The sequence below is a fragment of the Paraburkholderia hospita genome, from assembly GCF_002902965.1.
Classification (GTDB): Bacteria; Pseudomonadota; Gammaproteobacteria; order Burkholderiales; family Burkholderiaceae; genus Paraburkholderia; species Paraburkholderia hospita.
Map to the genome: position 1 here is coordinate 240585 of NZ_CP026107.1, position 21951 is coordinate 262535.

Annotated in this window: 19 protein-coding genes and 2 pseudogenes; 17 read left to right on the plus strand and 4 right to left on the minus strand. The window is 61.9% G+C overall.

Annotated elements, in window-relative coordinates:
• Nucleotides 1-4 precede the first annotated feature (4 nt).
• The 13 genes from C2L64_RS34260 to C2L64_RS34320 all read left to right on the plus strand — a co-directional run bounded on the left by C2L64_RS34260 (nt 5) and on the right by C2L64_RS34320 (nt 15280).
• A complete protein-coding gene (locus tag C2L64_RS34260) occupies nt 5-727 on the plus strand; it encodes a toxin-antitoxin system YwqK family antitoxin (RefSeq protein ID WP_007584409.1) in 723 nt (240 codons plus the stop codon).
• Nucleotides 728-749: 22 nt separating this feature from the next.
• Nucleotides 750-1136, plus strand: coding sequence for a DUF4280 domain-containing protein (locus C2L64_RS34265; protein ID WP_007584411.1), 387 nt, complete (start codon nt 750-752; stop codon nt 1134-1136).
• 13 nt (nt 1137-1149) lie between these two features.
• Nucleotides 1150-1410, plus strand: a complete 261-nt coding sequence (locus C2L64_RS34270; protein ID WP_007584412.1) for a hypothetical protein — start codon at nt 1150-1152, stop codon at nt 1408-1410.
• A 76-nt stretch (nt 1411-1486) separates the two neighbouring features.
• Complete coding sequence (locus C2L64_RS34275; protein ID WP_007584413.1) at nt 1487-2404, plus strand: substrate-binding periplasmic protein; 918 nt, start codon at nt 1487-1489, stop codon at nt 2402-2404.
• 31 nt (nt 2405-2435) lie between these two features.
• Nucleotides 2436-3710, plus strand: a complete 1275-nt coding sequence (locus C2L64_RS34280) for a dicarboxylate/amino acid:cation symporter (protein WP_007584414.1) — start codon at nt 2436-2438, stop codon at nt 3708-3710.
• A gap of 8 nt (nt 3711-3718) precedes the next feature.
• Nucleotides 3719-4420, plus strand: coding sequence for a cysteate racemase (cuyB, locus tag C2L64_RS34285; protein ID WP_007584416.1), 702 nt, complete (start codon nt 3719-3721; stop codon nt 4418-4420).
• Nucleotides 4417-5841 carry a dicarboxylate/amino acid:cation symporter gene (locus C2L64_RS34290; RefSeq protein ID WP_007584418.1) on the plus strand — a complete coding sequence of 475 codons (1425 nt, stop codon included), beginning with the start codon at nt 4417-4419 and terminating at the stop codon, nt 5839-5841. Before cuyB ends, C2L64_RS34290 begins: the two co-directional genes overlap by 4 nt.
• A complete protein-coding gene (locus tag C2L64_RS34295; RefSeq protein ID WP_039900816.1) occupies nt 5838-6362 on the plus strand; it encodes a hypothetical protein in 525 nt (174 codons plus the stop codon). The genes C2L64_RS34290 and C2L64_RS34295 overlap by 4 nt, the downstream gene beginning before the upstream one ends.
• A complete protein-coding gene (tssK, locus tag C2L64_RS34300) occupies nt 6359-7693 on the plus strand; it encodes a type VI secretion system baseplate subunit TssK (protein ID WP_039900817.1) in 1335 nt (444 codons plus the stop codon). Before C2L64_RS34295 ends, tssK begins: the two co-directional genes overlap by 4 nt.
• A 73-nt stretch (nt 7694-7766) precedes the next feature.
• The gene (locus C2L64_RS34305) at nt 7767-8519 is read left to right on the plus strand and encodes a DotU family type IV/VI secretion system protein (RefSeq protein WP_007584422.1); all 753 of its coding nucleotides are present in this window, start codon (nt 7767-7769) and stop codon (nt 8517-8519) included.
• Between the two features lie 88 nt (nt 8520-8607).
• A complete protein-coding gene (locus C2L64_RS34310) occupies nt 8608-12777 on the plus strand; it encodes a type VI secretion system protein (protein WP_007584425.1) in 4170 nt (1389 codons plus the stop codon).
• Nucleotides 12774-13913, plus strand: coding sequence for a type VI secretion system protein TssA (gene tssA / locus C2L64_RS34315; RefSeq protein ID WP_039900818.1), 1140 nt, complete (start codon nt 12774-12776; stop codon nt 13911-13913). The genes C2L64_RS34310 and tssA overlap by 4 nt, the downstream gene beginning before the upstream one ends.
• A gap of 104 nt (nt 13914-14017) precedes the next feature.
• On the plus strand, nt 14018-15280 hold the full coding sequence (locus C2L64_RS34320; protein ID WP_007738533.1) for a hypothetical protein: 1263 nt from the start codon (nt 14018-14020) through the stop codon (nt 15278-15280).
• 136 nt (nt 15281-15416) lie between these two features.
• On the opposite strand, the gene C2L64_RS34325 is transcribed toward C2L64_RS34320, so the two are convergent.
• On the minus strand, nt 15417-16034 hold the full coding sequence (locus tag C2L64_RS34325) for a hypothetical protein (RefSeq protein ID WP_131542632.1): 618 nt from the start codon (nt 16032-16034) through the stop codon (nt 15417-15419).
• Nucleotides 16035-16698: 664 nt separating this feature from the next.
• Here C2L64_RS34325 and C2L64_RS34335 point away from each other — a divergent pair.
• Nucleotides 16699-16974 (plus strand): DUF308 domain-containing protein, encoded by a 276-nt coding sequence (locus C2L64_RS34335; RefSeq protein ID WP_007584440.1) that lies wholly within the window; start codon nt 16699-16701, stop codon nt 16972-16974.
• Between the two features lie 107 nt (nt 16975-17081).
• Nucleotides 17082-17423: a cupin domain-containing protein gene (locus C2L64_RS34340; RefSeq protein ID WP_007584442.1), complete on the plus strand. Its 342-nt coding sequence runs from the start codon at nt 17082-17084 to the stop codon at nt 17421-17423.
• An 80-nt stretch (nt 17424-17503) separates the two neighbouring features.
• Here the strand turns inward: C2L64_RS34340 and C2L64_RS34345 are convergent.
• Together C2L64_RS34345 and C2L64_RS34350 are read right to left on the minus strand one after the other, a co-directional pair.
• A pseudogene (locus tag C2L64_RS34345) lies at nt 17504-17722 on the minus strand (HD domain-containing phosphohydrolase); the annotation flags it as partial.
• A gap of 19 nt (nt 17723-17741) precedes the next feature.
• Nucleotides 17742-18689 carry a LysR substrate-binding domain-containing protein gene (locus tag C2L64_RS34350; protein ID WP_007584444.1) on the minus strand — a complete coding sequence of 316 codons (948 nt, stop codon included), beginning with the start codon at nt 18687-18689 and terminating at the stop codon, nt 17742-17744.
• Here C2L64_RS34350 and C2L64_RS34355 point away from each other — a divergent pair.
• Both C2L64_RS34355 and C2L64_RS34360 read left to right on the plus strand, forming a co-directional pair.
• Nucleotides 18570-19034: pseudogene (locus tag C2L64_RS34355) on the plus strand (methyl-accepting chemotaxis protein); the annotation flags it as partial. The gene C2L64_RS34350 and the pseudogene C2L64_RS34355 overlap by 120 nt on opposite strands.
• 366 nt (nt 19035-19400) lie before the next feature.
• Nucleotides 19401-20321 carry a LysR family transcriptional regulator gene (locus C2L64_RS34360; RefSeq protein WP_236674332.1) on the plus strand — a complete coding sequence of 307 codons (921 nt, stop codon included), beginning with the start codon at nt 19401-19403 and terminating at the stop codon, nt 20319-20321.
• 78 nt (nt 20322-20399) lie between these two features.
• On the opposite strand, the gene C2L64_RS34365 is transcribed toward C2L64_RS34360, so the two are convergent.
• Nucleotides 20400-21950, minus strand: a complete 1551-nt coding sequence (locus tag C2L64_RS34365) for a tripartite tricarboxylate transporter permease (protein WP_007584450.1) — start codon at nt 21948-21950, stop codon at nt 20400-20402.
• Nucleotide 21951 lies beyond the last annotated feature (1 nt).

Here is a 21951-nt window from a genome sequence, read left to right on the forward strand (position 1 = left end):
GCCCATGTCAACGCCAACGCTTGCTGCCAGTCTGCCTCCCGGTACCGGCGAGGTCGAAACGGTCCTGGTTGAGACGCGCGACGCAGACGGCAACCTGGTCAGCCGCGCGTCGCTTGTCCATGGCGTGCCGCACGGCGAAACGGTGAATTACGCGCCGAACGGTACGGCCCTGTCGAGCGCAAACTACGTGCACGGCCTGCTCGACGGCAGCCTGCGCATTTTCGACGCGCAAGGCCAGCTGGTGCAGGAGGCTCAGTATCGCAAAGGCAAGCTCGACGGCGTGACATCTTTGTATCAAGCCGGGCGTCTGGCGAGCCGTAATCACTATGTGAGCGGGTTGCTGCACGGCGAGAGCGCGACGTATGCGCCTTCGGGGCTCGTCACTTCGCAGATGACGTACGAGGCGGGAAAGCTGGAGCGGGAAGCCGTGTTCATGCACGACGGCGTCGTGGTGAAGCGTGCGCGCTACAGCAAGGGCAAGCTCGAAGGGGAGACGCGTGAATACGCAGCCAATGGCGCGCTGGTGCAGAGCTCGCCGTATCAGGCAGACCTGTTGCACGGCACCGTGCGCCGCTTTGCACCGGACGGCACGGTGATGCAGGAACGGCTCTACAGGCAGGGCAAACCACAGGGCGAGTGGCACGCGCCAGATGCGGGCGCGCCGCAGGCTGGCGGTGCGCCCGGCCCGCGCCTTGTCAGGAATCTGGAAAAGTGGGTCAGAGGATAAAGGCAGAGGGCAAGAGGCAGATATGGGGATTCAGGTTACTTCGGGCGCCACGCTGCAATGCAGTTTCGGCGTCGCGCCGTCGGCGTTGCAGGTGCTGCCTGCAAACCGGGTGATGTGCGGCGCGCCGACGGCCAACATCATGGATTGCGCGCCAATGGTCAACATCATGCCTTTCGGGCAATGCAGCTCGATGGCCAACCCGATGGTGGCTGCCGCGACGGCAGCCGCCCTGGGCGCGCTCACGCCGATGCCGTGCATTCCCGTTACGCCCGCGCCGTGGGCGCCCGGCTCGCCGACAGTGCTGATCGGATCGATGCCGGCTCTGCAAAACTCCTCGAAGCTGACCTGTGCGTGGGGTGGCGTGATCCAGGTCGTCGCGCCGGCGCAGTTCACTACCTTGACCGCCTGAGTGAGAGGAGACCATGCAATACGTTTTTTCGATGACTTCGCGGATGGTGACGATTGCCATCACCTGTGCAGTCCTGCTGTGCGTGCTTCTGTTTCTGCTGGGCATGGAGATCGGTGCGCGCATGAATCATTCGCCGCCCACCGCGGAGACGGCCGCCTACGACGCACACGTGTCGCCGCCGGTTGCCGCTACCGCACCGCCCGTTGTCGTTGCGCAACCGTCATCGCCGGCTGCTGCCGACATGGCTGCGCTTCCCGCTTCTTCGACTCTTTGAAACCGGTAAATTCATGTCGTGTTCTCTCCTCACCTCCGTTCGCAACGACGCCCGCCGCATGCATGCGCGGAGCCTGATGCATAGCCTTCGGCGCACGCTTGGCAGATGCCTCACGGGGATTGGGTTGCTGGTTGCGGGCGCGACTGCCCAAGGTGCGTTCGCCGCAACGCCGCAACCGGTCAACGCGCCCGCCGCGTCGGCACCCGCCAGCGCGCCCGTCGTCACGTCGACAGGTCTTGTACAGATGCCGGACGGGCGACTGCTTGCGCCGGAGTTCGCGCGCATCATCGGCCGCGGGGAGCTCGTGGTCGCTGTCCTTTCGGTGGATCAGCCTCCGTTCTTTGAAGAGCATGACGGCAAGCTCACGGGGCTCGATATCGATCTCGCCCGCGAGATGGCGGCAAAGCTCCGCGTCAAGGTGCGATTCAACCGTGATGCGCACACGTTCGACGACACGGTGAGTCTGCTCGCCAAGGGGCAGGCTGATATCGCCGTCAGCAAGCTCTCGCGTACGCTGTCCCGCGCGACGGTGATCGCCTTCAGCACGCCTTATCTGCGCCTGAAGCGCGCGCTGCTGCTCAATCGGGTGAAGTTCGCGCAGCTCGCGCACGGCCGGTCCGTTCCGGAAGTGGTGCGTTCATACGACAGCACCATCGGCGTGGTGGCGAACTCGTCATATGCGGGCTATGTGGTCAACAACTTCCCCCACGCGCAGGTTCGCGGCTATGCGACCTGGGAGGATGTGCTCAAGGCGCTCAATGCCGGGGACGTCACCGCTGCGTATCGCGACGAGTTTGAAGTGAAGCGCGTACTCAAGGTCGACCCCACGGCTTCACTGCGGTTGCGTGTCGTGACGCTGCAGGATCTCGAAGACACGCTCGCCATTGGCGTCAACGTGAACGAGCCGGCCCTGCTTTCGTTCGTCAATCAGTTCCTCGCTGACCGTAGCACAAAGCTGGACGTTAGCACCGTCCTGCAGGCCGCCGATCACTAATTCAAATAGCGCGTAAAAAGAGACCAGAACAATGAATTCCAGCAGGATCTACGCATTCGTGCTCAACCCGTGGGTCGTCATCGGTAGTCTCGCGCTTGGTGGCGCCTTCGGCCTGTTCGCACCCGAGGCGTCCCAGAAGCTCGGCTTTCTCGGCGACATCTACGTCGATCTGCTGAAGATGACGACCTTGCCGTTCATGATCTCGGCGGTGATCTTCAGCCTGCAGCGACTCTTTCGCGATGGCGGCACCTCGCGTCTGCTGATGCGCGTGATTACGGTATTCCTCGGTGCATCGGTAACGGTCGCGGTCGTTGGCGCGATCGTGCTGTTGATCATGCATCCCGGCGCGAACATTTCGACGGCCACGATGCAGACGTTTGGCCTGATGGTGGGCAGCGATAGTTCGTCGAGTGACACGGTGATGAACCTGTACGGCGCCGATCTGCCGCAAAAATCGCTCAACTTTTCCGACGTGCTGACCAGCCTCGTGCCAACCAACATCTTCGCCGCGCTCGCCAACGGTGACGCATTGAAGGCGCTGGTCTTTGCGCTGCTGTTCGGTCTTGCCGTAGGGCGGGTGCCGGAGCGTATTTCCGTAGGGCTCAGCCAGTCGCTGGAAACGATCTATCACGCTTGCCAGAAGCTGATGCACTGGCTGAGCTACGCGCTGCCGCTCATTCTGTTCTGTATGAGCGCGGCACAACTGGGCAAGTCCGGCGTCGGCCCGCTGCATGCGATGCTGCAGTTCGTGCTGGCGTTTTTCATTACCTCCGCGCTCCTGCTGGTGCTTGCGGCAGTCATCATCTGGAAGCGCTCGACGCATAGCCTCGGCAAGACGCTCGACGCGTTGCGCGCGCCTTTCGCACTCGCGCTCGCTACCCGCAACAGCGCGGCGTGCATGCCGAGCATGATCGAAAGTCTGGTCGACAACCTTGGCTTCGCCCGTTCGCGCGTCGAACTGCTCGTGCCGCTGACGATCTCGCTGTTGCGTGTCGGCCCAATGGTCTACTACGTGTGTGCAACGCTTTTCATCGCTCAACTGTACGGCCATTCGCTCGGCGTGGTCGAGGTGGCCACCGTTCTGCTCGCGTCGGTTCTGGCAGGGTTCGCTTCAGCGGGAATGACGGGGCTCGTTACCGTCTCGCTCGTGGGCATGACATGCTCGTACCTGCGTCTGCCGTTCGAGGCGGCGTTCATCCTGTTCCTTGCCGTCGATCCGATTTGCGACATGCTGCGCACACTGATTCTCGTGATCGGAAATGCAGCCGCCGTTTCCGTCATCTGTCCTCGTCCGTTGAAGATCTAGGACCCGCCATGGCATTGATCGGCATTCTTGGCGGCATGGGGCCGCTTGCGACCGTGGACTTCATGGACAAGGTCGTGCGGCTGACGGAAGCGAGCCGCGACCAGGAGCATCTGCCGCTCCTCGTGGCAAATCTTCCGCACATAGAAGACCGTTCGAGCGCGATTCTCGACGATGGTGCGGATCCTTTGCCGGCGCTGCTCGCGGGCATCGACATGCTGAACAGGAACAGCGTCGGGTTGATCGCGATCCCCTGCAATTCGGCGCACCACTGGTATGCGCAGATCCGTGCGCACAGTGCTGCCCCCGTGCTGAATATCGCCGAGATCTGCGTAGCCGCGGTGCCATCCACGGCACGACGCGTAGCTGTGCTCGCGACGGGCGGCGCGCTGGTGTCGGGTTTCTATCAGCGCGCGCTCGCCGAACGCGACATCGAACCCGTCACGCCGGACGAGACGATGCAGCCGCTCGTAGCCGACTGCATCGACGAAGTGAAGTCCGGAGACCTCGATGCAGCCGCGACACATCTTGAGACCGCTCTTACGATGCTCGCGGAAGAAGGCGTGACGATGGCGCTGATGGCCTGCACTGAAATCCCGCTGGCAGCGCAGCGTATCGCCGCGCCACCACTCGCGCTGATCGACAGCTCGCTCGAACTGGCACGTGCAACCGTGAAATACGCGTGCGAGCGTGGCTGGAACCGCCCGCAATGAGAACGCTCCGAACGCTCTCGCAAAGCACGCTCGGCCTCATCGTCTGCCTGGCGGTGGGAGGCCTGTGCGGCGTGTTCGCGGAGCCCGTTGGGCAATTCGCATATTTCATTGGCCAGCTGTATCTCTCGGTTGTCAACATGGCAGCGATCCCGCTGCTGGTGGTAGCGACATTCTTTGGCCTGCGGCAGGTCATTGCCTTGCCGAAGCCGCGCACGCGGGTCGGCACGATCGTCGCGCTTGCGCTCGGGCTGGTGGTGGTCAGCGCAATCGTCGGCACGCTGATGGGCGTGCTCATCATGCCTGGCGAGCACCTTTCCGCGGCAGCGCATGCGCACCTTGGCGAACTCGTGCTCAAGAGCGCCAGCGATGCGGAAGAGGTGCGCGTAACGCTGTTCGATCATGGTGGCAGTAGCGGTGAAGCAACGCCTGGCGTACTGAGCATCGCCGATATCTTTCCCGACAACTTCTATCGCGCGCTCGCGGAAGGGCGCTCCCTCGGTATCCTGACGGGCACGCTTCTGTTCGGCATGGCGTTCGCCGCGCTCTCGCGCGAGAAGACGAAGATGTTGAGCAATGTGTTCGAGGGTGTCTATCGGTCGCTCGAAACCATCATTGCGCATGCGAACCTGCTGATCCCGGTTCTTGTACTCGGGGTCGCGGCAAATCTGACGTCGCACACGCAAAGCGCGACCCTCGATGCGATGAGCGGCCTGCTGCTGTGCTTCGCCGTGTCCATCATCGTGCTCTCGGCCGTGGCGATCGGCACGATCGCAGCGCGCGCGGGACAGCCATTCTTGCGGGTACTCGGCAGCCTGAAGGCGCCGCTTTTGATCGGACTCACGTCGGGCAGCGCGACAGCGCCCATTCCCCACACCATCGAAGCGATGAGTGAGCGCCTCGGATTTAGCCGCGGCGTCGTAGAGCTGGTCGTACCGTTCGGCTCGGTGTTCGTACGGGCCGGCTCGGCGCTGTATTACACGCTGGCGACGGTGTTCGTTGCCAACCTCTACGAACGGCCGCTGGGCCCGGGTGAGATCGTGGTGATCTGTGCGGCGTCCGTCATTGCCGCATTCGTATCGGCCGGGCAGAACGGTGTCGCGACTGTCGGCTATACGGGGCTGGTGCTGTCGCTACTCAATCTGCCCGTCGAAGCAGCAGGCATCCTCCTCGTCACTGTCGATCTGATGTGCGAGGGACCGCGCAACGTGCTGAGCCTGCTTTCGGTGTGTATGGTGATCGCACTGGTTTCGGCGGGATTGCCCTCGGAGCGAGTGGCGGCCGTCGATGCGCGCGGCGCAGTCGAACTGAACCCCGTGTTGCGCTTCACGTTCACGCGCGGACAGCTTGTGCTTGCCGCGGGCTGCGTCGTGATGGTGGCTTCACTGATCGTGGTGATGGGAATTGGAGTGGGATCGAGATGATCAACGGTGGGATGCGCGCATTAACGCGCGACTGGACGCGCTCATGCAGGCGGCTGGCGAGGGGAACGACGGGGCTCCTCGCAGCGGCGTGCCTCGCGGGTGCGCTCGGGGGATGCAGCTTCCTCGGGATGAGTGGTGAGAAGGCGAAATGGTCGCAGGTGACGTTGAGCGCCAGCGACGAACTGAACAACAACAGCGCCGTGGCCGTGGACATCGTCCTCGTGAGCGACGACGCGATGCTTGCCCGTATTGCCGAGATGCCGGCGTCGAAATGGTTCGCGGGTCGCAACGATCTCGTCAGCACCTATCCGAAGAATCTGCGTTATCGCAGCTGGGAGATCGTGCCTGGACAGCGCGTCGAGGTGAGCGGCGATGATTTTTCGGGGCCACGTGTTGCCGGCGCGTTTGTATTTGCCAATTACGAAGGTCCGGGCGCGCATCGCGTGCGGATCGAGCACTTCAGCGGCCACATCGTGGTGCAGCTCGAAGGCAACAACTTTTCCGTTCTGGATGCGAAATGATGCATAACGCCAACATGGCGGTGACCGACCGTATCGAATGGTTCGAGGGCATGTTGCTCTCGCCCCAGCATTTTCAGCAGATGGCGTCGCGCATCGATTCGCTCGTTGCATGGCAGACGCTCGCGGCCGCGCCGTTCAGCTGGGGTGTGCGGCGTCTGGTGTTCGACCACGGCCTGCTGCCCGCGGGTCTGCTGCGTGTGCTCGAACTCGACGCGATCATGCCCGACGGCACGGCCGTCACTTACAGCGCTGAAGCGGAAGGTGCGGTGCGCCTCGAATTGCCGCTTGAACCGTTCGCGGCAGCGCTCTCAAACGGTCCGATCGATTTCTATCTGGTTCTGCCCGTCGCGGCCACGATGCGCCGCAGTGCCCAGGTCAAGCGCTTCCGTTCGAGCGCGAGTGCACCCGTCGAGGATCAGGTCTCCGACGCGCCGCCCGCCGATATCCCGCGACTGATGCCGAATCTCGAGCTCGCGGCAGGTGAACTGCCCTCGGCGATGCATGTGTATCTACGACTCGGTTCTCTGTACAAGGACAACGAGGTGGTGCGGCTCGGCGAGCATCTGCCGCCGTTGCTGGAAGTGGCGCGCGACAATCCGCTGTGGACGAGCGTTGCGTCCTTGCTCGGGCAACTGCGGGGCAAGGCTGCGTTCGTTGCGCGGCAAACCGCAAATCCCTCGTCGAAAGTCGACGACCGCTTGACGCAACTGGAACTCAAGGACCGCTTGCGGAGCCTCCTGAGCGCATTGCCGCTCGCCGAAGCGACGCTGCGCACGCCGCATCTTCATCCGCTCTCGCTCTACCTGTCACTGGCGTCGCTTAATGGATCGCTCGCGATGCTCAAACCCGGTGGCCTGCCGCCTGTGCCCGCCGACTACGATCACGCTGATCCGCTTTCGGTATTCACGCCGCTGTTGCGATCGCTGCGCGAATCTATGTCGGAAGTCAACGAAGAGTACCGCGAGCACAAGTTCGAATTCCGCCACGGCGCGTTCGAAATCTCGCTGCATCCGGACTGGATCGGCGAGCGTCTGGTGGTCGGCCTGCGCGGCCAGTCGGATCGCGATCTGCTGGCGTGGATGGACGGTGCCGTCATCGGCTCCCAGTCGGTCTATGCGTCATTGCGCAGCCGTCGCGTGCTGGGCGCTGCGCGGCGCGGGATCGACTATGCCGAGGACCTCGGGTTGCGTTCGGGCTCGGGTTACCTGCTGTTCGAGGTTGAGGCCGAGCACGCGCTGGTGCTGGCGAGCGAGCTGCTGGTGATCGGCAACCCCAACGAGGGCGCGAGTGCACAGCGACCGCAGGAAATGCTGCTGTTCGTAAAGGGATGATGCGCGCAACGATGGCAGTCGCGAACGCGACCACGTGCGCGAACACAAAGGCAACGATCAAGGCAACCTGAGCATGGCACGAAACCGACCCGAACCCGATGAAGACGATCTCGTGACGGAGCAGTTCCGCACGTTTCTCGATGAGCTCGTCAGGGCGCAGACGCGATTTTCCGAGTTGCCGGATGCCGACCCGGACCTCGCCGCGCGGAGCATGAGTCGTCATCTGCTCGATCTGCTCGAAATCCAGACGCTACAGTCGCGGCGTGACAGTACGCGCTTCGAGATGGAGACAATCGCCGACGCCCGCTATCTGAAAGCGGTCCTGGCCGACGAAATCCTGCTGAATTCGCAGTGGGCCGGGCGTGATCGCTGGACGGGCTATCTGCTTGAATCGACGCTCTTCCGTACCAACATCGCGGGCGATCAGATCTTTCGTCGCATCGAGCAACTGCTGTCGGACCGCGAACCATCCGACCGCAACCTCGCGCGGCTCTATCTGTTCGCGCTGGCGATGGGCTTCCAGGGACGCTTTCGCGACACCGACGCGGCGGCGCGCCTGCGCAGCTACCGCGAGGAACTCTACGAGTTCGTTTATCAGCGCCGCCCCGACCTGGGCGGACGCGAGCGCGTGCTTTCCGAGGCTGCTTATGGGAACACGGTGTCGCACGTCGCGCCGCGCAAGCTGCCCACAGTAAGCCGCTGGACCGTGATTCTGATGCTCGCCGCAGTGTCGCTGCTGGCCATTTCCGAAATGCTGTGGCTGTGGCAGTCGTGGCCCGTACGGGACGCGTTGCATGCCGACCCGGTGACGGGGAGAAGTTCATGAATGTTCGCTGTTTTGTGCCAGCTTTCGGGCCTGACTCTGTAGCTTCGATGCAGTCACGCGGATGCCTGACGCTTGCGGGAGTGCGCCCATGCTGACGAGTAATCTGTTTCTGCTTTCGATCGCGCTACTCACGCTCGTCGTATGCGTCGTGCTGGGCGCCGTGCTGTATTTCGCAATCCACGGTTCGCACGCGAAGCCACAAACCGAGCGCAAGATCGTGCGCCTGCGTTCGGACTCGCTGCGCAGTGCGTTTCGCCAGGCGGTCGAGCTGATCGAAGGCAACATCGCTTCGCGTGCGGAGCGCTACAACATTCCGTGGATCATGATCCTCAACGAAGGGGATGATCCGCGCCCGTTGCCTATCGCCCAGGCGGGCGTGGCCAGTGTGCTTGGTGCTGACGCAGCGAGCCCCGCCGCCACGCAAGGCATCTCGTGGCATTTCTTCGACCGCGGCATCGTGGTCGATATCAAGGCGGCCTATCTCGGCTCGCCGGATGACGATGGCGACGGCAAGCCATGGGACGAGTTTCTCAGCCTGTGCCGCAACTACCGGCAGCAGCGGCCGTTCGATTCCGTGGTGATCACGGTGCCGGCAGCAACGCTGCTGGCCGACAACACGGACGCACGTCTTGAGCTCGTGCGCCACGCGAAGCTGGCGCATCGACGGCTCTGGCTCGCACAGAACCGTTTCGCGATGCGCTTTGCCGTCTACGTGGTCATCACCGGCTGCGAGGCCTTGCCCGGCTTTTCGACCTTTGCGCGTGCACTGCCTGAGCCAATGCGGGCCAGCATGCTCGGCTGGTCGTCGCCGTACGATCTATCGACTACCTATCAGCCCGACTGGGTCGACACGGCGATGAACAGCGTGATGCGATCGGTATCGGATGCCAGCGCCGAACTCTTCGCACTCGATTCAGCACACCTCGACGCGCGGCAGTTCCTGCAATTGCCTTCGCGCATCGATGCGATGCGTGCGCAACTGCAGCTCTACGTCGACGAGCTGCTGCGCATGAGCGCGTACCATGAACCGTTCTTTTTCCGTGGCATCTACCTGACGGGCGACGCGAGCGAATTCGCGCAATGGAGCGTGACGCAGGGTGGCGAAGAGGTCGCGCAACTCGAGGCGTTGCCCCCGGCTTCCGGGTCGCAACGTGACAGTGTGATGCTCTATGCCGACGGCGCGGCTACCGAACACACCGATGCCGTCATGGGCGACGGACGGCACGAACCAGGCGGCGCGATCAACGACCTGATGCTGCAGCCGGCTTTCCTGCGCGATCTATTCGAGAAGAAAATCTTCCTCGAATACGGGCTGACGCGCCCGTCGCGCTCACAGCATCTGACCCGCCCCGTGATGAACCGCGCACTGCGCTGGGGCAGCATTGCGCTGCTCGGCGGCTGGGGCATCGGCCTTGTGGTCGCAACCGTGCAACTAAGCCACCGCAATGGCGAACTCGTCGCGGCGCTCGGCTCACTGCGCCGTGATGCAGGCGAGCGCGCCGCGGCTGCGCAACAGGGGCAGGATTTGCCTGGTGACTGGTACCGGCGCAAGGCGCTCGCCCTCATCGTGCTCAACCAGCATCTGAAGACTGACAGCACGTGGACGGTTCTCATGCCAGGCTCCTGGAGCATCGTCGATGACCTCAATGCACGCGTGAAGGAGCGCTTCGAGCGCGAGTTCGGCGAAATCGCCGTCGCCGCGCTTGAGCGGGAAATGTATGCAAGGGTGAGTCAGCTGACGGGCGTGGGGCGCGATCCGAGCACGGGACAGATGATTGCCGGCGACGACTGCGCGGCGCCTGGCGGTGTGCGTGCCGATGCCAGCGCCGCGCCGAGCCTCGCCGTTGACGATCTTCCCCAGATGCGCGCATTGCAGCTCTACGTGAATAATGTCGACCAGTTCGACGCTGCGTTGCAGGCGCTGCAGCGGCTCCAGCATCCGGCCGCTGATAACGCCGACGCATTGCGCCTCGTGGTGCGCTACGCGCTTGGTGCGGAGTTGCAGGGCAGCGTGTCCGGGAGCCTGCCGTACTTCTATCGCGAGCAGAATGGTACGGCTGCCGCGCGCACGTCGGGTATCGATCTTGGGCCCGTGCAGCAGGCGCTGCGCTGCACGCTGGATAAGGGTGCACGGCAAGTCGATAGCGGACTGTTCACGAACAATCCCCTGCTGGTCGCAGAGCGGACGGTGACGGATAACCTCAACACGCTTTCGGTCTCCGACGCGGGAGCTAGCGACTTCACCAGGCTTACCGCGGGTTATCGCGCGATCGTGGCTGGTATCGATGCCCAGCGCGATCTGCTTGCCTCGGGTAAGGGTAGCTGGCTTCATCAGGCGCAATTCACGCCAGGCCCGGCCTACGACCGCACGCTCCTGCGCGTGGCTCAAAACCGCCTGCTCGGCGCGGACCTCGCGGCGCAGATCCGGCAGCGGGACGACACAGGCTTCCAGGCTTTCCGGAGCGAACTGGCGCTGCGTTTCGGTGGGACGAATAGCGGTATTGTCTGGGTCGACAAGGATGCGCGCTATAGCATCTCGCCCGACCGTGCCGCAATGCGTGACGGCTTGTCGAGCCTGCTGAACCAGCCGTTCATGGTAGCGCCACGCAATCGCGAATTGCCGACGCTCACCGACGGCTCGACGATCGTCTGGGACCGCGCGCAACTCGACCAGGCGCTGGCCCTTGGTGACGTGCGTAAGCGCTTCCTTGCTGAAGGCATGACCAATATGCCCGCTACGATGCGTCCTACGATCGAGGAGGCGCTCGATCTCCAGTTCGCGCGGCTGATCCTCGACCAAACGGCTGCCGCGGCGACCGTGACGACAGCGCAGGGCGATCTCGACAGCGCCGCCTTCGACGCCGCGCGCATGCGGCTCGCGCGCATCGAAGCATTGCTGACGGAGCTGGGCGCGAACGCCCAACTCGAAGATCTTGAAATGCTCGTGTCGGCCGATGCGATCGCGCATTTGCAGCGTGTTGATAATGCGCTTACCCAGTCAGAGCTTTACATGACGCGTCAGGATAGTGGCAGCGATGGCGTACGTAGCGGACGCTCTCCCGTGCTCGCGGCGTTCGGGGTTGCCGATGCCTCAGCGCTCGCGCCGTATCTGGACCAGCAGGCAGCGCGCGCGTTGTCCCTCGGCAAACAGGCTTCCGTGTATCTGGCAGCGCTCGACGCGAGCAGCGCGACGGCTCCGCTGGTGCAGCGCTGGCAGGCCATCAATCGCGATCTCGAACGCTACCAGCTCAAAAATCCGAATAGCAGCCTGTTGCGTCTCGAACAGTTCGCGCTGTCCGTGGCGGCGGACCCGGGTCCGGCGGGCTGCATGTCGAAATTCACAGGTCGGCCTTCCACGAATGGTGACGGTGACTACTTCGCCATCCTGCACGCGCGGCTCTATGACCGGTTGCTTGCGCGTTGCAGCGAGTCTTACGTGTTTGATCTGCGCCAGCGATGGGCGAATTTCGCTTCTGCGTTTAACGAAACCGTGGCGGGTCGGCAACCGTTCGACAACAGCAGCATGATCCATGTCGCCACGCGTGCCGACGCGGTTTCGGCCGATTTTGGCGAACTCGGGCAGGTACTCAAACGGTATGCGCCTGTGTCGGAGGCATTCCACGCAACGCGCGGCAACGCTGCTCAGGCGAGCGTGGCGGGCGGCAAGCTGCGCCAGTTCATCGACAATTTCGATCAGGTCAAAACGCTGCTCGCGCCGCTATATCCATCCGACGACGGCACGCCCAACGGTTACGACCTGAATGTCGAGTTTCGCGCCAACCGTGGCGGGGAGATCGCAGCCAATCAGGTGATCGACTGGACGCTGACGGTCGGCTCGCAGAGCATTTCGATGAACGAAGCGCCCCACACTGTGCACTGGGACTACGGCACGCCTGTCTCGCTCGTGCTGCGTTTTGCGAAGGATTCACCGCTGACGGCGTCTGCCGATCCGCAGCAACGCGCGCTGTCGACCGATGGCCGCACGCTGACATGGCAGTTCTCCGACCCGTGGGCGCTGATTTCGTTCATCAATCGCCAACGTGTCGCCGATACCAGCCCGCGCGGCGACAGCACCGCGCAGTTGCTGAAGTTCGACTTCCCGCTTGGCACCGTCAATCCCGCCAATCTCGCTCTCTTGCCAAAGCAGGCGCACGGACGCGTATTCGTGCGGCTCGCGCTGATGCCCGCAGGCAAGAAAACACCGTTGCCGTGGCCTGGCAGCTTCCCGGTGCGCGCACCGGACTGGACCGCGTTATGAAACAGTCATATCCGATGGATGTCACTACCGGTTTCGAAATCGATCTGGAGGCGTTACTTGCGCCCGTGCGCGAGGGGGACGGTGCAGGTGTGTCGCTGCGCTATGAGCCGCTGTACCAGCAGATTCGCGACGCACGCACGCACGACGATGCGAGCGTGCCGATGGGCGAATGGGAACGCCCGCTGATCAAGGCGGACTGGAAGCGTGTCGCGGCGCTATGCACGGAAGCACTCTGCACGCGCAGCAAGGATTTTCAGCTGGCCGCCTGGCTGTGTGAAGCATGGACACATCAGCAACGTATCGAAGGTTTTACGGCGGGCACGCGTGTGATGGCGATGCTCGCAGAACATTACTGGCAAAACGCATGGCCCGCGCTCGAAGACGGCGACGCCGATGCGCGTGTCGCACCGTTCGTTTGGCTCAATGACACGCTTGCGCTGGTGTTGACCTTGCATGTGCCACTCCTCACGATCGAAGGACGCGAACCCGCACACGTGAATCTGGACGAATGGCAACGCGTCATCATGGAAGGCAGCGACGAAGACGGGGCCGATCTCACGCGAGACCTGCTCGACAAACACGTCTTGCAAGGTAACAACCTTGCCGGATTGACGACGCTGCATCAGCAGCTCGAAATTGCGCAACAGAACTGGCGCGCGTTCGAGCGTCTCCTCGACACACTGCTGCAACACGATGCGCCGCATCTTGGCCGTGTGACAGATGTATTGATGCGGCTATCGCGTGCCGTAACCAGCCTGCTAGGTGACCGGGCGGTGCGCGTGGCGCCGCCAGCGACGCAGCAGGATACACCGGACAACGCCGCGCATACGAGGGCGGAACTGCCGTCCTGGGAGAACGGGATGAGTGATGTTTTGCAGGATGCACCGGTTGGACTGCAGTCTGCCGTGGCTCGCGACAAGCCGGTTTTTGCGGGTGTCGAAAGCCGCGCTGATGCATATCAGTTGATCGAGCTGGCGGCGCGGTATCTGGCGGAACATGAGCCGCACAGCCCGACGCCATTCCTGTTGAGACGCGCGGTCGCTTGGGGGCAGATGTCGCTGCCCGAACTCATGCGTGAAGTTGTACGCACTGACGGCGATATGTCGAGGTTCTTTGCGATGCTCGAAGTCGAGTGACTCGCTCACTGGTTGTTACATTCCGTGCGGGTTGTCTGAGAGCGCCAAATTCATTGAAAACAAGTTGCCGTCCGCGGTAGCGCGGGTGGCGTGGAGAGGCTGCCATGGCAGTGGGTTTCGAGTTCGCGACTGGCTGGGACATTTACAAGCTGAATGATGGGGTCAATCCTGTCCACGGTACGGCTATCAACGATCAGTGGATTGCCGCGAACACCACGAGTTACCCTAAGGCCGCCGTCGTGAGAGGCGGCCTGGGCTGGTCAATGACGGTCGACGGCACAGAAATCGAGTGGGTAGTAAAGGAAGTGGAAGAGAATGCGGCCGGGGCGATTCAGCTGACGCAGGTCATGAACGACCTGACGGGTTTCGTTGGCATGCTCAACAAGCGAAACATGCAGAGCTTCCTCACGGCGGCAGATTTCCCGATTGGCACCTTCCGTGCGCCTAACGACCGCTTCATTATCCATATCAAGCAGGACTTGCGGATGAAGCCAATCGAGGCGATTACGCAGGTGACGGGCGGCATCCGGCTGGCGCGCGTGCGCAAGCTTTGGCGTCTGCTCGCAGATCCGAATTCGCATTTCGCGAGCGTGATATTCGGCGGCGAAGGCGGCGGTGCGCGGGGATATGCAGGCTTGCTCAAGCCCATCATCCTTGATCACACGAACATGCGCGATCCGAACTGGCCCGGTCACGTGCCGAGTGCGAAGATGCGCGGGTTGCTGACAATGATCATGACCTATCTCCGGCGGGGCTACTCGCCAACCCAGCAAGGCGTGGGGGCAGTGAAGTATCTTTTCCTGCTGATGTCCCGCACCAGCTTTGGTGCGCTTTTCAAGGACCTACCGAAAGAAGAAAGGGACTACTACAGGACGCATGAAGGCAAGGCGCAATGGGTTGAATATGTGTGCAGGCACCTGATGTCGAGGATGCCGAACATGCCGGCGACCGGGGTTGAACCGGAGGGAATGGTCGTCGAACGCAAGATCACCGACCGCGGGAACCTGTCTACGAAGCCAGTGACATTGCCTATCACCCGCAAGGCCTGGCTAGAGGCGATGGTCGAAGGCCGGGACCTGTTGAGCGCCGCCGAGCATCCCTTGGGCGGCGACGACAACGCGCTGTGGGCGGATAGCAATCCGGAACTCGGCCATCGCCTGCGTGGGCTCGCAGGGTTGGGCGACAAAATGGATACCGTGATGTACGGGGGACGTCAGAACAAGGCAGCGATCATCGAATTCCGCGCCAGGCAGGCTGCGCTCGAATACTCCTTGTGGCCCGGATATGCGGCGGCGATGCATAGCTTTATTACGGAAATCAACGAGGGCGAGCGGCATGGTGTGATCGACCTCGCGCCGCTTGCGTAGAGCGAGTGTATTCGAACCGGCGTGCGCCCTTCGCTCGCGAACGTCCGTCACCCGAAGCTCAACGGCCCGGGCTGTTGCTCGACAGTCCAGACGGTTTGTCTGCTTACGCTTCTTGGGCGACTTGCGCTTACTACCCTTAGAGCACGAAGCTGGCATCTAGTACTGGCAGAGTGGGCAAGACCTCAAAATTCAACTCCGTGCTGGAACGGATAAGTAATGCAAATGAATCCGCATGATAATGTCCAAAGGTCATATAGACAAAACTAAAACGGTAGTCGACGACAAGTCGGCAATTCACGTGCATACCGTCTGCGCATGTGTATTCCATAAACTGCCCCCTCGTAACCGCGTTAGCTGATGCCTGATTATTTGGGAGAGCGCCAACCGTCGTCGCGGCGTGCCAGATGACAGGAGCGCCGATCGAGTGCCGGCCAGCCGGCGCGTCATTCTTGTACGGCAAATAGCCGTACTCATTCTGATGTATGGAGCGCGCACCCAGTTCACCACGGTGGTCCGGCATATTATTATATTGATGAGGGATGCCGGGAAGCCGCATCGCCTTCCGAACCTTCTGGAGGAGCGCGTATGTCTGTGGCTTGTCATCCTCCAGACATTCCTCATGGAAAATCGGTACGAGCCTGGCGTGGTGTTTGGCGTCGGTAAATTTTAGTGATCCCTTATAGTACGCGCGACCGCATTTATTGAAATATTTCCTCATTTCAGATGGAAAATTTCCACCCCCGTTATCATCCAAGATCGCAACTTCTTGAAATGGCATAACATTCCCAATATCAGAAAAATTAACGCGACAACGCCGATGCCGGGCGTTCTAGAGGAACCTTCCACAGGCTCGTTCCTTTCCCGGGTGTACCTGTTATCGGCTTGCGCCGTCATTACTTAAGTTACCGCGCTTAAGCAAGAGGCGAACTCGAGGAAAGTCTGGCCGATGGGACTTCTTGCGCCCCCGAATCGTAGATCGAAATAAGTCTGTCAGTGCGCCGGGAGACCGGCAAGGAGTAAAGAGTGCAAGTCTCTTACAACGAAGGTCTAGCAAACCACGTTGTCCCCGAGTCCGAATTGGGCACGTACGGATCTGGGCAGGGGATGCTCAGTAATGAGCATTCCTACCGCGATACACCATCCCACTTTGGCGCGTGGTTGCCAGGGAGAGGTACTGACAGATTTGTTACGGCCTACGACGGACTGGGCTCCCGTGGTTGACACAATTCCTGGCGCGACGGAGACAGATTCCCTTCGTTCTACGTGCGGGTCGGGCGTTCGGGCGGCATCGGTCATTTGACCGATGCCGCCGGGTTCAGTCGCATACCATGATTACCATCAAGGCAACGACTTGGGTCGAGCCCACGGAAGCCGGCCCCCTCAGATAGGGTTTGCCGAATGCCAGGAGGATGAGTGCAATGTCGGTTGGTCAATTTGTCACTGTCGCGATGGTGAGCTGGCTGCCCCGTGCCTACGGCGCCTGGGCCGTGTTCTCGGGATTGCTTCAGCTCGCTTATGCCGTTCGTCGCGGGAGGCGCTCCGGCACGCAATGGGGCATGCTCTCGAGCGGCGCGCGATCGGCGCTGGCCGGGGTGCTGGTTTCCAGTGAGGCGATGGGCGCCGTCTACTTCGTGATCGCAGGCTGCTGGTGGGCGGTGGGCGGATTTCGACACAAACGTACCGAGACTTCATGAACCAAGCAGGAACCGGGCGGCGCTTGCCACTCGGTTTGCTCACATCCGCCGTGTCTCGGTAGCCGGACCGGCGAGCAAGGCGGCATCGATGCATACGGGAGAACAAGATGGACGACAAGGATATCGCGCTGGCCAATAGCAAGGTGCAGTATCGGACACTGCTGCGCGAGGACGGCTGTACGGTCCTGCAAACGACGATTCAAGCGGGCGGTGAGACGCAATGGCATCACCACACGCATGTCAGCGATCAGTTTCTCGTGGTGCGTGGCGTCCTGACCGTGGAGCGGAACATCGACGGTCGTGTCGAGAGCACCCGGGTGCATGATTTCTACTCGGTCGATCCGGGCGTCGTCCACCACGTCAAGAACGAAACGGACGAGGCGCTCGTCTACATCATGGTCCAGGCGGGAGGCGTACCGGACATCGTGCTGGCCGAGCCGTCTCCTTGAGGTGGACCGGCGAGGGGGCGTCGTGCGATGCGGCTAGATCAGGCCCAGCGACGATGCCTTGAGCGTCGCGGCCGCGCGTGTCGAACATTCGAGCTGGCTGCTTCGTCCGTCATTGCTGCGCGCCAGGGTCGCGGCGAGCGCAAGGCAACCCAGGCCAGGGATGCCGCCAGCACACGCGCTTCCAAGCTCAGTGCCGGGCCGCGCACGCCGCGGAAATACCGCGAACCGTCCAGCCGTTCGTAGGCATACGACGCCAGTACGGCAGCCCCGCCAAGCGAGCCGGTCTGCTTACCGGCGCGCGGTTTCGCGCCGCAATTGTCAGAGGCGCGTGTCCCACAAGTCACACAACGTCTGGCGGAGCAACGGAATCGCCTGTTCGAGCAAAGGTCCGCTTGGACGTTGGGCTGACGTCGCAATCCATATCGTGGTTTGAAGCGGAGGATCGGCAATAGGACGCACATAGAAGTCCTGTTGCTGCCCTCCAGATTGAACCGCCTTCAGAGAAAGCACCGCATGTAGATGCTCATCACGCACCAGATTGAGGATCGCGGGGATGCTTTCGATCTCTAGCGCAATGTTCGGCTTCAACGAAGCCTGAGCCATTGCACCTTCGAGCAGCAGTCGAATCGAGTGGGGTCGACTCGGCATGACAAGCTGGTGCTGCGCTACTTGCGTGAGGCTGACGGGCTCTCCTATCAGAACGTCTCCAGCAGATCGGGCAGCGGGGCCGGTAGAAACCAGATACAGCTGTTCGCTCAGGACCGGGGAAAGCTCCACCGTCGCCGAGGTTGCATTCGTGTACACCACTGCACAATCGGCGCGTCCAATTGTCAGCCATTCAAGCGAATAGGCCGATAGTCCTTCCAGGATGCACAGAGTCGCTTTCGGAAAGCGTTCGCGAAATCTTCGCACGAGAGGGGCAGTCAACACGGAGCTGACGCTTGGAGGCAAAGCGACCACGAGCCTGCCCGTTGCTTCGCCACGGCCGTCTTCCATATCAGATTGAACACGATCTACCTGGGCAAGGATGCTCCGGCTGTGTTCCAGCAGTCGCCGCCCGGGCTCCGTGAGCGTCACTCCGCGTCCGTTGCGTTCAAGGAGCACTTGCCGGAACTCCAGCTCAAGGGCTCGCACCTGTCGGCTTAAGAAGGGATAGCATTCCAAACCAATATTCTGGCTCTGAACGCCGCCGTTGAGGCAGCCCGTGCGGGCGAGCAGGGAAGAGGATTTTCCGTTGTTGCAAGTGAGGTGCGCGGCCTCGCGCAACGTTCGGCATCTGCTGCGAGAGAAATCAAGGAATTGATCGTCTCATCTGTTGCAACGACTAGCGACGGGTCCGAGCAAGCTGCTCGGGTTAGCGCAGCAATGGATGAGATGAAGACTGCTATTGAACATGCGTCTCAAATGGTGACGGAGATTGCTAATGCCTCTGAACAGCAAAGTCGAGGTATCGAACAGGTGAATCAGGCGGTCATCTTGATGGACCAAGTGACACAGCGAAACGTTGCGGTCGTGGAACAAGGGGCATTCGCAGCGCAGTCACTTGAAGAGCAGACGGAGAAGCTGGGAATGACTGTCGCATCGTTCAAGCTGCCCGTGGATTTTGAATAGACTTGTCCTGCTTGAAATTCAGTCGACATGTGGTCGCGCGCCGCGCCACGATATTCGTTCTTCAGTCTCATCCCGGTTTCGCGCGGTCTCCGGCTTCGGCCATACGCACCGTCAACAACGACGAAGGCCGGGATAAACGGCGGCGGCACAATCAATCGTAAAGCCGGCGGTTGACGGACCGCAGCGTCTGCACGGCCTGCCATACAGCGCAATCCTGTGTTGCGGACCGCCGCGCCGCCGCCACTTCGGCCGGTCCGTGCCGCAGTCTGGCCCGTGCTTTTCCACTCAGCGATCCCCGGGCAAGCCAGAATTGCAGGATCGAAACCTTGCCGCTACTATCGCGGGATGCAAATCGACTTCTTGGGCATGCAGGCCTTTCTGAGCATTGTCGAAAACGGCGGCTTCCAGCCCGCCGCCGTGCAGCTCAATCTGTCGCAGACCGCCATCAGCCACCGCATCCGCAAGCTCGAAGAAGGGCTGGGCGTGCGCCTGATCGCGCGCACGACACGCGAACTCACGTTGACCGACGCCGGCCGCGCATTATTGCCGCGCGTGCGCGGCGCGATCCGTGAACTCGAAGGCTCGTACGACACGTTGCGGCAGCATCGCAGCAGCGCGCCGCAATGGCTGACGTTCGCGTGCCTGCCGACCCTGGCCACATCGCACATCCCAAACGTGCTGAAGCGTTTTGCGACGGTCTATCCCGACATCGCGGTGCGCATGTTCGACAACTCGATTGCCGAGATTGCCGAACTGGTGGATTCCGAATCGGCGGCGTTCGGCATATCGGTCAATGCGCCGACACGTTTCAATCTCGCCATCGAGCGATTCACGCAGGAGCCGTTCGCGCTGGTCTGCCCGCTCGGCCACCGGCTGCTCGAACGCGAGGTGGTGCGCTGGGACGATCTGATCGACGAAACACTGGTCCGCATCAGTCTGCACGCCGGCAACAGCACGACAATCGACGACGCGCTCGGCAATCGCCGAATGCAATACCGCTGGGGGTATGAGACGCAGCACACCGGTGCCGCGATCGACTTTGTGCGCGCCGGCCTCGGGCTGACGGTTGTGCCGTGTCTCGCAGCCACCAGTTACCCCGGCGTCGTGGCGCTGCCGCTCGTCGAGCCGCAGATCACGCGCTGCCTCGCTACCGTGATGCGGCCGGAAACCTTGCTGGTGCCCGCGGCGACCGCGCTGTGCGAAATGATCATCGAGGACATCGGCAACCGTCTGACGGCATTCAACGCGTGGCAGCGACCGGCCAGTACTGACAAGGCGCACGCATAACCGGGTGTCCTGCCCGCAGACAGGACACTCGACCCCGCTGACAATCAGCCAGGCCTCCCGCTCAGTCGTCGCTCCCGCTCAGTCGTCGGTCGCTGTTGCAGCCTCCGGCAAGAGCCGGATACGCGCCTCGTCGCGCCGGCGCACCCAGGTGCGCGACGCGAAGAACAGTTGGCCCACGATCAGCAATGTGCCGACGATCAGAAAGCCGAGTGCAATCGGACGATCGGTAAAGATCGTCAGGCTGCCCCGTGAGAGTAGCATCGCGCGCCGGAAGTTTTCCTCGACCATCGGCCCCAGCACATAGCCGAGCAGAATTGGCGACACCGGAAATTCGAGGGCGACGAGCAACGCGCCGATCAGCCCGAACACCGCTACCTCACCGACCTGGAACAGGCTGTTATTCGTGCTGTACACGCCGACGCAGATAAAGAACAGCGCCGACGGAAACAGAAAACGATACGGCACGCGCAATAGCTTCACCCACACGCCGATCATCGGCACGTTCAGCAACACCAGCAGCACGTTGCCGATCCAGAAGCTTGCAATCAACCCCCAGAACAGATCTTCGTGCTCGGTAATCAGTTGCGGACCCGGCTGGATGCCGTGAATCAGTAGCGCGCCGAGAATGAGCGCCATGACTGCGTCGCCAGGTATGCCCAGACTCATGGTCGGAATGAAATCGACCTGGGTCTTCGAGTGCGACGCGGCTTCAGGGCTCGCGACCCCTTCTAGCGCGCCTTGGCCGAAGCGTTCGGGATTCTTCGACAGACGCCGCTCGAGCGCGTAGGCGATAAACGTGGTGATGGTCGGCCCGGTGCCCGGCATCGCGCCGAACAGCGTGCCGACCGCTGTGCCGCGCATCATCGGCCAGAAAGCCTGCTTCAGTTCCGATTTGCTGGGGCGCATGTCGCGCATGCGCAGCGTGGTGGTGCCGCCCACCGAATGCATCCGGTTCACGTTGCGCAGAAATTCGGTGACGCCATAGAACCCGAGCGCCAGCGCGACCAGTTCAATGCCGTCTGACAGATCTGGCATGCCGAAAGTGAAACGCATTAGCCCGCTGTTCACGTCGGTGCCGACACTGCCGACCAGCAGCCCGAAAATCGTCATCGCGATGCCCTTGAGCGGCGAGCCGCGCGACATCGTCCCACCGGCCAGCAAACCGAGCAGCATGATCGAGAATATCTCCGGCGGCCCGAACTTGAAGGCAATCTTCACCAGCAGCGGCGACGCGAAAATCATCACGATGATCCCGACCGACGCAGCGAAGAACGATGCAATCATCGTAATGCCCAGCGCCGTGCCGCCCTTGCCCTGGCGCGTCATTGGATAACCATCGAGACAGGTCACCGCGTGAGGCGGATGGCAGGGCAGGTTCAGCAGAATCGCGCCGATCGCTCCGCCATATTGCGAACCGTAGAAGATACCGGCGAGCATCAGGATCGCCGGCACCGCATGCATGGTGTACGTGAGCGGTAGCAGCATCGAAATCGCCGATAGCGCACCCATGCCCGGCAATACACCGATCAGATTGCCGATCAGCACACCGACGAACGACCACATCAGATTATGAGGCTGTAGCGCAACGCCGAAGCCTTGCAACAAATCCAGAATCGATTGCGCAATCATT

Excerpts from the sequence above, each read along its gene's own strand:
- C2L64_RS34260 (WP_007584409.1), top strand. The coding sequence starts at position 5 with ATGTCAACGCCAACGCTTGCTGCCAGTCTGCCTCCCGGTACCGGCGAG.
- C2L64_RS34265 (WP_007584411.1), top strand. The coding sequence starts at position 750 with ATGGGGATTCAGGTTACTTCGGGCGCCACGCTGCAATGCAGTTTCGGC.
- C2L64_RS34270 (WP_007584412.1), top strand. The coding sequence starts at position 1,150 with ATGCAATACGTTTTTTCGATGACTTCGCGGATGGTGACGATTGCCATC.
- C2L64_RS34275 (WP_007584413.1), top strand. The coding sequence starts at position 1,487 with ATGCATAGCCTTCGGCGCACGCTTGGCAGATGCCTCACGGGGATTGGG.
- C2L64_RS34280 (WP_007584414.1), top strand. The coding sequence starts at position 2,436 with ATGAATTCCAGCAGGATCTACGCATTCGTGCTCAACCCGTGGGTCGTC.
- cuyB (WP_007584416.1), top strand. The coding sequence starts at position 3,719 with ATGGCATTGATCGGCATTCTTGGCGGCATGGGGCCGCTTGCGACCGTG.
- C2L64_RS34290 (WP_007584418.1), top strand. The coding sequence starts at position 4,417 with ATGAGAACGCTCCGAACGCTCTCGCAAAGCACGCTCGGCCTCATCGTC.
- C2L64_RS34295 (WP_039900816.1), top strand. The coding sequence starts at position 5,838 with ATGATCAACGGTGGGATGCGCGCATTAACGCGCGACTGGACGCGCTCA.
- tssK (WP_039900817.1), top strand. The coding sequence starts at position 6,359 with ATGATGCATAACGCCAACATGGCGGTGACCGACCGTATCGAATGGTTC.
- C2L64_RS34305 (WP_007584422.1), top strand. The coding sequence starts at position 7,767 with ATGGCACGAAACCGACCCGAACCCGATGAAGACGATCTCGTGACGGAG.
- C2L64_RS34310 (WP_007584425.1), top strand. The coding sequence starts at position 8,608 with ATGCTGACGAGTAATCTGTTTCTGCTTTCGATCGCGCTACTCACGCTC.
- tssA (WP_039900818.1), top strand. The coding sequence starts at position 12,774 with ATGAAACAGTCATATCCGATGGATGTCACTACCGGTTTCGAAATCGAT.
- C2L64_RS34320 (WP_007738533.1), top strand. The coding sequence starts at position 14,018 with ATGGCAGTGGGTTTCGAGTTCGCGACTGGCTGGGACATTTACAAGCTG.
- C2L64_RS34335 (WP_007584440.1), top strand. The coding sequence starts at position 16,699 with ATGTCGGTTGGTCAATTTGTCACTGTCGCGATGGTGAGCTGGCTGCCC.
- C2L64_RS34340 (WP_007584442.1), top strand. The coding sequence starts at position 17,082 with ATGGACGACAAGGATATCGCGCTGGCCAATAGCAAGGTGCAGTATCGG.
- C2L64_RS34360 (WP_236674332.1), top strand. The coding sequence starts at position 19,401 with ATGCAGGCCTTTCTGAGCATTGTCGAAAACGGCGGCTTCCAGCCCGCC.
- C2L64_RS34365 (WP_007584450.1), bottom strand. The coding sequence starts at position 21,950 with ATGATTGCGCAATCGATTCTGGATTTGTTGCAAGGCTTCGGCGTTGCG.